We start from the raw sequence: 13400 nt of genomic DNA, 5'->3' as shown, positions 1-13400 counted from the left end.
AACCATTCAGGTTATTTTACTTCTTTCTTTTTTAAAGATGATTCACGAACAATCATATCCGATTTTAAAATAATTGTATTTGTATTTTTAGAACCGGATTGATTTGTAAGCAGGTTAATAAGGTTCATCACTGCTACTTCGCCAATATGGTATCCTGAATAATTTACTGTTGTGAGGTTGGGCTCTATTACTTTGCTGATGGGATCATTATTAAAACCGGCAAAGGCAATATCAGCAGGTATTTTAATACCATTCTCTTTTAAATGGATCATGCAGTGAACAGCAACAGTGTCATTGGCACAAAAGACAGCATCTGGTCTTTTTGCCGGTTTCATTTTAAGGATCTCTTTTGCAGCTTCGGTGCCAGCATCTTCATTTAAAACACTTATACTTATAAGCTCTTCATCATATTTGATGTTATAATCTGCAAGTGCTGTTTTATAACCACGCAGCCTTTCCTTATAAACATCCCTCAGCAAATTACCGCCAAGGTGCATAATACGCCTGCAACCTTGCTCAAGCAGGTGAGACGTAACAGTATAAGCTGCTTTATAATTATCTATCAGAATATTAACACTGTTTGCATGTTCAAAAGTTCTGTCAAAAAAAACAACCGGAATTTTTTTATCAAAGAAAGGTTGAAGATGAGTGATGCCGGAAGTATCATAAGCAAGAGAAATCAGCAGCCCGTCCACTCTTTTGTTAAACATGATATGGGCATTGGTTTTTCTTTTTCTTCCTTCTCCAATGATTGTGTAATGATAAGATTGTAACCTTCCCTGCTCGATGCATCTTCCATACCAGCCAGAACAGATGACATAAAATTACTGTTAAGCCGGGGTACAATTACGCCAAGAGTATTGGTGCGTTTATTTCTCAGGCTGCTGGCAAAATTATTATGCCGGTATCCAAGTTCATCTGCTTTTTCCTGAATCCGTTTAACCGTGGCCTTATTAATATTTTTATTGTCTTTCAAGCCACGGCTGATGGTGGCAGGTGAAAGATTAAGCTCCCTGGCAAGGTCGTATATCGTTATTTCTTTTTGCAATTGCAGCGTAATGTAAAACCCCTTTGTCTGACTAAGGTAGAATTTTTTTTAAAAATAATGCAATCGGTTGCAATTTTAAAAAAATATCCTACTTTAGCTCAGGAAATCGAATTTGCTGCCGGGGTAAACAGTGAACAAGTTCGCTGTGATCCTTGCAGAATAAGGGTTGCGCCAATATGATTTCGGTGTTGGTGCAAAAAAAGAGAAAGGAAACGGAAATAGAGAAAGCATTTTTGAAACTGTAATACAGTAACCTGAATGCTATTTTTTTGATCAGAAAATGCAACCGATTGCATTGAATTTAGAAGAATTTTTGAAAGATTGATACTAAAACGAATTGCTGTTATATGAGAAAGGTAATTGCCAAACTTCCCTCACATCTTTTACATGAAGAAGAGAATAAAAGAGAGTTGTCTTTTTTATTCTCCGCTGGTTTTGTCAAACAGACGCAACGGCCTTATCATTTATCTTCTCCCGAAGCATACCCTGCAAAAGAATATGCCGGCTTGTTAACTGCTGTGCTTAATCATTCTGTATATATACGTGGATTTCGCAGTGAAATAAATATCTGTAGCCGTGATTTGAAATCTGATGCCAGGTGTACAGACGATGAGTACTTCTTTTCTTACAGGGAACCTGCAAACAGTATACATATTAATAGAAACAGATTTACAAATATTAAAAGCAAAACGTTTACCTGATCGTTTTTGCTGATTGTTATGCTATGAACACTTACCCTGATTATATACAAGTTTAAAAATTAAAAACCTGAATTGACTATGCCAAACAAAAAGTTCACTTTACCATTTTTCAGGCGAATGATGGTAAATGCAGTTGCACTTAGTGCAGCACTGCTATTACAGTTTCTGTTTTTTACGCAAACAATTTTTGCACAAGACCTTACAATTAAAGGTAAAGTAACCGGTGAAGCGGGTACTCCTTTAGCAGGGGCTTCCATTTCACTAAAAGGAACCAGCAAAGGAACTACAACCGATAACAACGGTAATTTTTCTATTTCTGCAGTAAAAGGAAATACGCTGGTTATTTCTGCAATCGGATATGTAGAAAAAGAAGTGAAAATTGGGAATGATATTAATTTATCTATTCGTCTTGAGTCAGCAGAAAAATTACTGGGCGAAGTTATCGTTGTAGGTTATGGTACACAACGGAAAGAAGCTGTTACGGGTTCAGTTGCTTCTATCAATGGCGATAAAATGCGTGAAGTACCTTCACCTAATATTTCTCAAGCCTTACAGGGACGCATAGCCGGTGTGGAAATGTCACAAACATCAACCAGGCCGGGTGCTACTATGCAAATTCGTATTAGAGGTATCCGTTCACTGAGTGCAGACAATAATCCGTTGATTGTACTTGATGGTATACCTTTTATGGGGTCTATTGCCGATATCAATCCAAATGATGTTAAGAGCATTGAGATTCTTAAAGACGCTTCGTCTACTGCCATTTACGGTTCACGTGGTTCTAATGGTGTTATTCTTATTACAACAGATAAAGGAAACAGGAATAGAAAGCCACAGATAAATTACAGTGGTTATGTAGGAGCCCAAAACGTTTTTGCTAAATACCCCATGATGAATGGTCCGCAATTTGTTGCACTCCGTACAGCAGCAGGCCAATATTCTAATGGGCAGGATGAAGCAAACGATATCAATACCGATTGGCAGGATTTATTTTACAGAACCGGTATAGTTTCAGATCATAACATCAGCCTTTCAGGCGGTTCCGAAACAGGCAGTTACAACTTTGGAGGCGGCTATTATATTAACCAGGGTGTAATCCCCACACAGCAATACAAACGCTATTCAATAAGGGGTTCAGTTGATCAGTTGGTTGGAAAAAATTTCCGCTTTGGATTTACCTCAAATACCAACTATAACGAAAGCCAGGGAAACCAGGTGGGCTTATACAGCTCATTAAGCATGTCGCCTATTTCTACTCCGTATAATGCAGATGGTACTATGAAAAGATCCATACGGATGATTCTTGACAACCAGTATATATTTACAAAAGACGTTGTTGAAAATTTAAAAGATAACAGCCAATGGCTGAATGAATCACGTGGTTTTGCATCTTACAATGCGGTTTATGGTGAAGTGAAAGCTCCATTTATCAAAGGATTAAAATACAGAGTAAACCTTGGCCTTGATTACATACAATCCAATAATGGAGCTTATACAGGAGCGGGAGTGGGCGACGGGCTCAATCCTAATACGGTATCATCTGCTTCTGTTGATAACAGATACACATATCACTGGACAGTTGAAAATATTCTCAGCTACGATCAGACTTTTGGCGGAAAACACACGATAAATGCTGTGGCTCTTTACTCTGCCGAGCAGAATAAATACAACAGGTCAAATATGTCAGCTCAGGATATACCTGCTGATGCATTTTCATTTTATAATCTTGGTCAGGCTGCAGGACAGTTAACGATCAATCCTGCCAACCAGGATTACCAGTTATGGGGTCTACAATCTGCAATGGGTCGTATTATGTATTCTTACGACAACCGTTATATGATCTCTGCTACAGTACGTTCTGATGCATCATCAAGGCTGGCTCCGGGACATCAATGGCATACCTATCCTGCCATATCTGTGGGATGGAATATTGCCAACGAATCGTTTATGAAGAATTTTGATTTCATAAACAATCTGAAACTGCGTGCAGGGTTTGGACAAACTTCCAATCAGTCTATTAATCCTTATGCTACATTGGGGTTGTTGAGCACCAGGCCTTACAACTTTGGCCCTACAAACTATGCAACCGGTTACTATGTTACGCAGCTACCTAATCCAAATTTAGGATGGGAATTCTCTAAGACTCTGAATTTCGGTCTTGACTTTTCTATACTCAAAAACCGTTTGTCCGGTACTGTAGAGTACTATGTAACTAAGACTGAGGACATTCTTTTGAATCTTAGTCTGCCTCTTACATCTGGTGTTAGCAGTATTGCTTCAAACATCGGGGCAACTGAAAACAAAGGGTTTGAACTTAGTTTAAATGGTACAATTATAAACAATGTAAATGGCTGGACATGGGAAGCAGGGGTTAACTTCTATACTAACAAAAATAAGTTAGTATCACTTGCTTCTGGCCAAACCAGGGATGAAGGTAACTGGTGGTTTGTTGGTCATAATATCAATTCCATTTTTGATTATAAAAAGATAGGACTTTACAGCACGGCAGAAGATAGTGCTGCAACCCATTTAAATATTCTTGAACCGGGTGGAAAAGTAGGTATGATAAAAGTGCTTTATACCGGCACCTACAATCCTGATGGAACACCAACAAGAGCAATCGGGCCAGCCGACAGGCAAATTATGGATGTGGATCCCGATTTTCAGGGAGGCTTCAATACCCGTGTATCTTATAAAGGTTTTGACTTGGGTATTGTTGGTTTTTACAGACATGGCGGCATTCTCTTTAGTACTATTCATGGTTCAAACGGGTATCTTAATCTGTTGAGTGGACGCAGAAATAATATAAATGTTGATTACTGGACACCAACAAATACCGATGCGAAGTACCCAAGACCTCCAAGATCAGTTGACCTTGTTAGCAGTGATAATCCCAAATACGGAAGCACGCTAAGTTATTTTGATGGCTCCTTCCTGAAAATTCGCACCATTACACTTGGGTACGATTTCAGCAGAAACCTGATAAAAAACTCAGCTATTAAATTGAGGATGTATGTTACCGCTCAAAACCCATTTGTCATGTTATCTCCATTCCATAAGGAATCGGGTCTGGATCCTGAAACCAACTCCTTTGGAAATGAAAATGCGGCAGTAAATCTCAATCAAAGTCTGAGACGCATTCTTACTGTAGGGTTTAACACCCCTTCAACCCGTAACTATATTGTTGGAGTTAATTTGACATTTTAAAACATAAGAATATGAAACATATACAAATAAAAATATTTATTGTAACGGCGGTTTTAATGCTGTTGTCTTCTTCAGGGTGTAAGAAAATTCTGGAAGAACAGCCCCGCAGTACTTATACTCCCGAATTTTTCAAAACCGAAAAAGGCGTTCAGGGCGGTATCACATCCATGTATGGTCATCTGCGTCTTTTATATGGCCAGCCTTATTACTATAACAGTTTAGAAACAGGAACCGACGAATATACCTGGGCCGCAAGTGCTGATGGTAACTTTAAAGATGCGGATCTGAGCGGTGTGGGAAATCTGACACCTACCAGCAGCCGTTCTGATGCATTATGGGGAACCGCTTTTTCTAATATTAATACTGCCAGCGGGATTATTGAAAATGCTGCAGCAGTAGGTACCATCCCGGTTTCACTAATTGCTGAAGCAAGATTTTTCCGTGCATTTGATTATTTTCAGTTGGTACAAACATTTGGCGGCGTGCCATTAGATTTAGGAGCCGGGGAGTTAAAATTCAATACAAGTGCTTCAAGAACATCTGTACGTAACACAGTGCCGCAAGTGTATACTAAAGGAATATTCCCTGATTTGCTGCAGGCAGTAACCGATCTGCCTTCAACTCCAAGAATAACTGGCGGTGCTACTAAAACAGTTGCACGTCTTTACCTGGCCAAAGCATACTTAACTTACGCATGGTGGTTGCAAAATCCGAACAACATTCCTACTTATCCAGCATCAGCAAGAACTGACCCTGATGGACATGATGCGGCATGGTATTTTCAAAAAGCGTATGACGTAGCTACAGCCGCTATTGACAACCCTGGTGTTTATTCCGGTGCTGTTAATTTTGGCTTGGAGAATACCTTTTATGACCTGCATGTAGGAGGTAACGACCGCAACAAAGAAATGCTGTTGTATGCAGATCATACTCAGGAAAACGAAACCTATAACGGAGCCTGCTTAAGTTGTTTTGACAGTGAATCAGGAAATGGCAGGAATGGAGCTTTTTGGATGGTAAACTGGAACTATACAGTGATTAGAAGTGCTGCAAACCCTGACGGAACTGGAACTGCTATCAGTTCAGTGCAAAGGGAAGCAGTTCAGTCTTTAGGTCGTCCATATACCCGTATGGCTCCACCTGTAGGAGTTTTTACAAACACATTTACCGATAAAACACTTGATTCCCGTTACGATGGTACTTTCACTACAGTTTACAGAGGTAACTGGCCTAAAGGAGGAACTACTAATGCAACACTTTATAATGCTAATGATCTGGCGATTACTCCGGGTCAACCTGTATTGAGTTTTCTGGAAGATGAATCAGAGACACCCAATATTGTTTATCCTTCCGGAGCAAATTTCCCCGGCAAAAGTTCTAATAACGTTGGAGCTGGCAGATTACCCGGCAGAGCAGATTTTGTAATCAATCCTCTTGGTATAAGCAGGATAGTATTTCCGGGTTTATGGAAATTGGGAGTATATCGTACTGATAATGGTACCGGGCTGGGACAGCCAAATGCTACCAGCACCCGTCCATTCAAAATTGCCAAATTCTCCGAGCTGTATCTTATAGCTGCTGAAGCGGCAGTAAAAGGTGCCGTAACTGTAGCTGGTAAATCTGCCCGTGAACTTGTTAATGTGCTCCGTGCACGTGCGGGCAAGTGGAAATTTTCTAATAAAAATAATGCAGCATTTGTTGTAGATAATAGTGCGGTTTTGACAGCTGCCACACCTGCAGTTATAGACATTAATTATATTTTGGCCGAACGTTCACGTGAATATTTTGGTGAAGCCCACCGTTGGTTTGACCTGGTTCGTACTCAGAAGTGGAACGAACTTGCCGGTTCATACCAGATTGGCAGCGCAGCTTATGGAAATCATACGCCAACAACATATACACGAACTATTCAGCCTTTTCATTACCTCAAACCAATTCCACAGGGTCAGCTTGACGGGATGAATATGACTCCAGAAGAAAAGGCGGCGTATCAAAACCCAGGCTATTAAGAAAATAAAGAAATGCTAAGTATACAGATCTAAAATAAAAACCGGGAATAAGGTTTCATCTATTCCCGGTTTTTAAATTCACTGTAAGAAAAAAACTGCTGTTTATTCTTTACTATCCAAAGGAACTTAGGTAATAAACTTCACGACTATTGTATTATTTTTTATGCTGGGAACCATGAAATATAACTGTTTAATCTTTTTTGCAGTACTGATAAGTGCCATATCCTGTAAAAAAAGCCGTTCAACGAATCCAACACCTCCGACCCCGCCACCTGCTGATACTGCTACTATAAAAGGAACTGCATCTTTTACAACGGGCATAGCCATCAACTACAGCCTGATGAAAAATAATTCTACCTATGCATCATTGGTAAAAAATCAATTTGACCGTGTTACGTTTGAATACCAGATGAAGCACGGAGCTAATGTGCAGAATAATGGAACTTATAATTTTACCAATACGGATGATTTGGTAAATATCGCCCAGGCCGCAGGTCTTGAAATATACGGGCATACATTGGTTTGGCATCAGAACAATAATGGAAACTATTTACGATCATTAACTGCTGCAAGCGGTCCTAATCTTTCAGCTAACCCGGATTTTGAGAATGATTTCACTAACTGGTCCGCACAGGTATCATCCACAGCACCTACTTCGGGAAATATTTCAATTATCAGCAGTGGTGCCCAAAATGGAACAAAAGCTGCAAGAGTTTTAGTAAACACGCCCGGCCCGGATCCCTGGAGCATTCAGTTATATTCAGACAATATAAATGTTACAGGTAATGCTGCCTACACATTAAAATTTTGGGCAAAAGCGGCATCTGCAAGCCAGTCGTTTCGGGTAGTGGTGCAGGGCTCATCTTTTTATGCCCAGCAAAATCAAACATTAACGACAAGCTGGACTGAGTATTCTTTTCCATTTACGCCAACTGAAAATGCTGTGTCAATAAAATTTCATTTTCCCACTGCAGGCGATTTTTATATAGATAATTTATCTGTAATGCAGGCTGGTAGTGTACTCAATCCTACGCTGGTAAAAAATGCTATGCAGGACTGGATTACCACACTTGTTACACGATATAAAGGAAAAGTAAAGGCATGGGATGTGGTGAACGAAGTTATTGACGAGGCTGGTAATTACCGTACAGGAACCAGTGCTAACGATATTTTCTATTGGTATGCGGTTCTGGGCTCATCATATATTGCAGATGCATTTAATTATGCTCATGCGGCAGATCCCGATGCTGTATTATTTATCAATGACTATAATCTTGAATCAAGTCCGTCAAAATTGAGTGGTATGATAACGCTGGTGAACCAGCTGAAGGCTGCTTCTGTGCCTGTGCACGGTATTGCTACGCAAATGCATATCAGCATAAATACACCGAATGCAAGTATTGACAATATGTTTGCTCAACTGGCTGCCACAGGATTAAAAGTGCATGTATCGGAACTGGATATCAGAATTAATCCCGGTAATGCCACTCCTTTTACGGCCACTCCGGCATTACTTGATCAGCAGGCACAGAAATATAAATACGTAGCTCAATCCTATAAGAATAATGTGCCAGCCGCTCAACGCTATGGTATTACTGTATGGAATGTTACAGATGCAGACAGTTGGATAGTTACCAGCATGGGACAGCTTGATTTTCCCTGTTTGTTTGATGCAGGCTATAATAAAAAGCCGGCTTATACTCAATTCAGGGATGGATTAAAGTAATGACTTGATTTACAAATAAAGTAGTTATAAGCTGGTGTAAATAAAGGTTGATCATAACAAGTGCACCTTACTTTAAAAAGGCAGAGTGTAAATTTTATTTTCATGAAGATTAAAAATATTTTACTGCATTCAATTTTAGTATTGCTATTGCTTTCCTGTAAGAAAGACAAGAATAAAAATACAGGAGGTGGTAATACAACCACTACGGTAGATGCAGCAGTTACCATTTTAGGAAACGACAGCAAACAGGTAATTCAGGGTTTTGGATGTGCCACCGTTTTTACTCCGCCAAATACAAGTGCATTAACTTCTGAAGAATTTGACAAGCTTTTTGGTTCCGGTAGCGGGCAGGTAGGGTTGAATATATTGCGAATCAGAATTGCTTCGGATGATGCGTGGCGTGCAACAGAACTGAGTTATGCCAAGGCAGCTATACAGCGTGGGGCAAAAGTATTTGCATGCCCCTGGAGCCCGCCGGCAAGAATGAAAACAAATAACAGTATTATTGGCACTGGCGGAAAATTGATTGCAGACAGTGCTGCAGCCTACGCAAAATATTTAAATGATTTTGCCTTATATATGGCGGCCAATGGTGCTTCACTTGAAGCTGTTTCAGTACAGAACGAACCTGATTGGGAACCAAGCTATGAAGGCTGTGCATGGACTGCAACTGAAATGAGAGACTTTTTAAAAAATCATGGGAGTGCAGTTACTGCCACCCGTTTAATGGCTCCTGAACTGGTGAATAATAATCAAACACATCTGAATACCATTTTAAATGATGCAGGTGCTGTTGCAAACCTGGATATTATAGGTACACATTTGTATGGTGGTGGAATTGTTGAAAATGCAACCGCCAAAACTTTGGGTAAAGAAGTTTGGATGACGGAGCATTTAGATACGCTGACTAACTACACAGCTAATATGAATACAGCAATTGAAATACACGATTGTTTTACAAAAGCAAATTTCAATGCTTATATCTGGTGGTATGGCAAGCGGTTTTATGGCCTCATAGGACAGGATGGAGCTGTTACTCAAAGAGGCTATATTATGTCGCATTTTGCAAGATTTATAAAACCGGGTGCAGTGCGATTGGGTACAGGTACAAACAGCAGAACAGATGTATTAATATCAGCTTATAAAAACGGCACTAAAAAAGTTTTGGTACTTATCAACCGGGGCGATTATAATGTAAAGCAAACGATTACTTTTCAGGATGCCTCAGCTGCAACAGTTATTCCTTATGTAACCACCTCTTCAAAAAATGTGGAACAGGGTTCAGCAGTAACAGTTACCGGCAACAGTTTTGCATATACGCTGCCGGCTAAAAGTGTAGTTACTTTTGTGGAGCAGTAATGGCAATGGAATTATCTGATGCTGATTAAAAAATGAATGCACAGTAATATGAACAGGAAAGAGAGGTTTTTATTCTTTTTGTTGCTGATTGGTTCTTCAGTTGCATTTTCACAAACTGATGTTTCAGGAGTGCAATTGAAAAAAGTCCGTGATTTTTCTCAGTTAATTATAAACGGGAAACCATTTATCGTATTAGGAGGGGAGTTGGGAAATTCCATCGCCTCAAACATGGAGTATCTGAAACCATTTTTTCCTAAGATAAAATCAATGAATCTCAATACGGTACTTGCTCCTGTTTACTGGGAGTTCCTGGAGCCGGAAGAAAATAAATTTGATTTTTCATTGGTTGATGGAATGATAACCGAAGCAAGAAAAAATGACATGAAGCTTGTGCTTCTCTGGTTCGGTTCATGGAAAAACAGTATGAGTTGTTACGCCCCTTCGTGGATGAAAACAAATTCAAAACGATTTCCAAGAACCGTTGATAGCAATGGAAGGAGTCATGAAATATTTTCTGTTTTTGGAAAGGAAACACTTGAAGCCGATAAGAAAGCATTTGCTGCTTTAATGAAACACATCAGGGAAACAGATGTTCAGCAAAAAACGGTTATCATGGTTCAGGTGGAAAATGAAATTGGGATGCTTACAACTGCAAGAGAAATTTCCAAAACAGCAAACAGTTATTTTAATGAAAACGTTCCGCCGGAGCTCATGACTTATCTGCAGAAAAACAAAGACATGTTATTGCCGGAACTGAAACAAAAATGGCAGCAGTATGGATCAAAACAAAATGGTACATGGGCAACTGTTTTTGGCGAAGGTGATGGAGCAGATGAAATTTTCCAGGCATGGTATTATGCAAAATATGCAAATGAAGTTGCAGCCGCAGGGAAAAAGGAATATAATCTTCCCATGTTTGTGAATGCAGCTTTACCAAGACCGGGAAAGCGTCCCGGTGAATATCCAAGTGCCGGACCTTTGCCTCATATCATGGATATATGGCAGGCAGCAGCAACATCGTTAGATATGTTGTCACCAGATTTTTATAACCCCGATACAAAATACTGGTGCGATTTGTATACAACAAATGGCAATCCACTCTTTGTTCCGGAAATGAAGCTTGATGAATCCTGTGCTGCAAAAGCATTTTTTATTATTGGTCACTATAAGGCGTTGGGCTTTTCTCCCTTTTCAATTGAAAATGCCGATGGTAAAGTAAAGGAAGCATTAGGTAAAAGTTATGATATCATTAATCAGGTTTCAGAAATTCTATTCAATAGGAAATGGCTCAGCTATGATGGCTTGCTGGTAGATAAAAAAGATGGCGCCCAGCAATTGCAAATGGGAAATTATATGCTTAAGGTTAGTCATGAATACACCATGGGATGGAGTGCAGGTGCAAAGGATTCAGTCTGGCCATCTTCCGGTGTTATGATCATTCAGCTTACTGAAAAGGAATTCATTGTTGCAGGTACAGGTGTTGTGATAACATTTGAAAATAAGGATCAAAACAAAGTCACCAACCTTTTAGCTGTCGATGAAATTGAAATAAAAGCTGGGAAAGAGAATTTTTTGCTCAGGTTGAATGGAGATGAGGATCATCAGGGCCGACATGTGAGAATTGCAACCGGCAATTGGCAGATACAGAAGGTAAGGTTGTATGATTCTCCTGCAAAGGTTGATCAGTAAATCATATTCTTAATGAGTAATCAAAATAGTATTATCATGTTAGTTTGTTTAGGGTCATTAGCAATCAAAAACAGGGGGAATGTTTTCATTCTCCCTCTATTTAATCATTCTAAACCGTAATTTTGACAATTATGTTATTACTTGGAATTGATATTGGAACCTCATCTGTAAAAGTATCTGTTGTTGACGCACATTCTCAAAAGTGTATTGTATCCACGTCGTATCCTGAAACGGAATCAGAAATTATTTCAAAGCAGGCTGGATGGGCCGAGCAGTCGCCATCGATGTGGTGGGAGCATACACAGCAGGCTATTCTGAAAGCAAACGCAACAAAGAAATATCATTCAGCAGAAATTGAAGCTATCGGTATTTCTTACCAGATGCATGGATTGGTAACGGTTGATAAAAAAGGAAATATTTTAAGAGACAGTATCATCTGGTGCGATAGCCGTGCTGTTGAAATCGGTAATAAAGCATTTGATGAAATCGGCCCATCAACCTGTTTGCAGCATTTATTAAACTCTCCCGGAAATTTTACAGCCAGTAAACTGGCTTGGGTAAAAGAAAACGAACCGGAGTTGTATGAGAAGATTGACAAGATAATGTTGCCCGGGGATTATATCGCATTGCAGTTTACAGGTACGTTAACAACAAGTATATCTTCTTTATCTGAAGGCGTATTCTGGGATTTTGTAAAAAACGAATTATCGCAGGATGTGTTTGATTATTTCGGGTTCAGCAAATCCATTATCCCTGAAATCAAAGATGTTTTTTCAGAGCATGGAAAACTCAGTGCGTCCATTGCATCAACTTTATCATTAACAGCAGGCATTCCTGTAACCTACAAGGCAGGTGATCAGCCCAACAATGCATTATCTCTGAATGTGCTTGAAGCGGGTGAAGTAGCCGCAACAGCAGGAACAAGTGGTGTAATTTATGGTGTAAGTGATCAGTTGACATTTGACCCGCAATCAAGGATCAATACATTTGCACATGTTAATCATACAAAAAATCAAAAGAGGCTGGGTGTACTGTTATGCATTAATGGAACTGGTATCCTCAACCGCTGGATGAAAAATGCAACAGGTAATCCAACCTATCAGCAAATGAATGATGCAGCGCAGAAAATTGCAGTGGGCAGTAATGGATTATTTATTCTTCCTTTCGGAAATGGTGCAGAAAGAATGCTGGAAAATAAAATCGCAGGGGCACATGTAAATAATCTTGATCTCAATATTCATACAAACGCACATTTGTACAGGGCATCACAGGAAGGAATTGCCTTAGCGTTCCGTTATGGGCTGGATATCATGAAAGAAAACAAAATGAATCCTTCCATCATCCGTGCAGGAAGGGCCAATATGTTTTTAAGCGATGTATTTACAAACAGTTTTGTAAATACCTTAAATATTCCTGTTGATCTGTATAACTGTGATGGAAGTGTAGGTGCCGCTATTGGTGCAGGAATTGGTGCAAAGGTTTATGCAACGGCCAAAGAAGCATTTGTGCATACAAAACCATTGGCAACTATTGAACCGGGCACATCAGCAAAACAGTATGATGAATTATATGAGCAATGGAAAGTATTGCTTGAAAAAAGTTTGAGTTAAATAATCTTAGTCATAAACAATCCTGCAGCAATTGCTGCAAATAAATGAAGA

General features: G+C 39.5%; 7 protein-coding genes and 1 pseudogene. 7 read left to right on the top strand and 1 reads right to left on the bottom strand.

Annotated features, from left to right (window positions below; all coding sequences use genetic code 11):
• Positions 1–11: 11 nt before the first annotated feature.
• Positions 12–1048, bottom strand: a pseudogene (locus IPK31_19740) (LacI family DNA-binding transcriptional regulator).
• Between the two features lie 347 nt (positions 1049–1395).
• Between IPK31_19740 and IPK31_19735 the strand changes: the two are divergent.
• The 7 genes from IPK31_19735 (at position 1396) to IPK31_19705 (ending at position 13349) form a co-directional block, all read left to right on the top strand.
• Complete coding sequence (locus IPK31_19735; GenBank protein MBK8089964.1) at positions 1396–1749, top strand: hypothetical protein; 354 nt, start codon at positions 1396–1398, stop codon at positions 1747–1749.
• A gap of 78 nt (positions 1750–1827) precedes the next feature.
• Positions 1828–4956 (top strand): TonB-dependent receptor, encoded by a 3129-nt coding sequence (locus IPK31_19730; protein MBK8089963.1) that lies wholly within the window; start codon positions 1828–1830, stop codon positions 4954–4956.
• Positions 4957–4967: 11 nt separating this feature from the next.
• Positions 4968–6965 (top strand): RagB/SusD family nutrient uptake outer membrane protein, encoded by a 1998-nt coding sequence (locus tag IPK31_19725; protein MBK8089962.1) that lies wholly within the window; start codon positions 4968–4970, stop codon positions 6963–6965.
• Positions 6966–7140: 175 nt separating this feature from the next.
• Positions 7141–8691: an endo-1,4-beta-xylanase gene (locus IPK31_19720; protein ID MBK8089961.1), complete on the top strand. Its 1551-nt coding sequence runs from the start codon at positions 7141–7143 to the stop codon at positions 8689–8691.
• Between the two features lie 102 nt (positions 8692–8793).
• Entirely contained in the window at positions 8794–10050 is a 1257-nt protein-coding gene (locus IPK31_19715; GenBank protein MBK8089960.1) for a glucuronoxylanase XynC, read from the top strand.
• 48 nt (positions 10051–10098) lie between these two features.
• Entirely contained in the window at positions 10099–11739 is a 1641-nt protein-coding gene (locus tag IPK31_19710) for a DUF5597 domain-containing protein (protein MBK8089959.1), read from the top strand.
• Between the two features lie 131 nt (positions 11740–11870).
• Positions 11871–13349, top strand: a complete 1479-nt coding sequence (locus tag IPK31_19705; protein ID MBK8089958.1) for a carbohydrate kinase — start codon at positions 11871–11873, stop codon at positions 13347–13349.
• Positions 13350–13400 lie beyond the last annotated feature (51 nt).

This window comes from Chitinophagaceae bacterium, from assembly GCA_016713085.1.
Classification (GTDB): domain Bacteria; phylum Bacteroidota; class Bacteroidia; order Chitinophagales; family Chitinophagaceae; genus Lacibacter.
The sequence above is the reverse complement of the archived record's forward strand: the minus strand, read 5'-3'. Positions and strand labels throughout refer to the sequence as shown.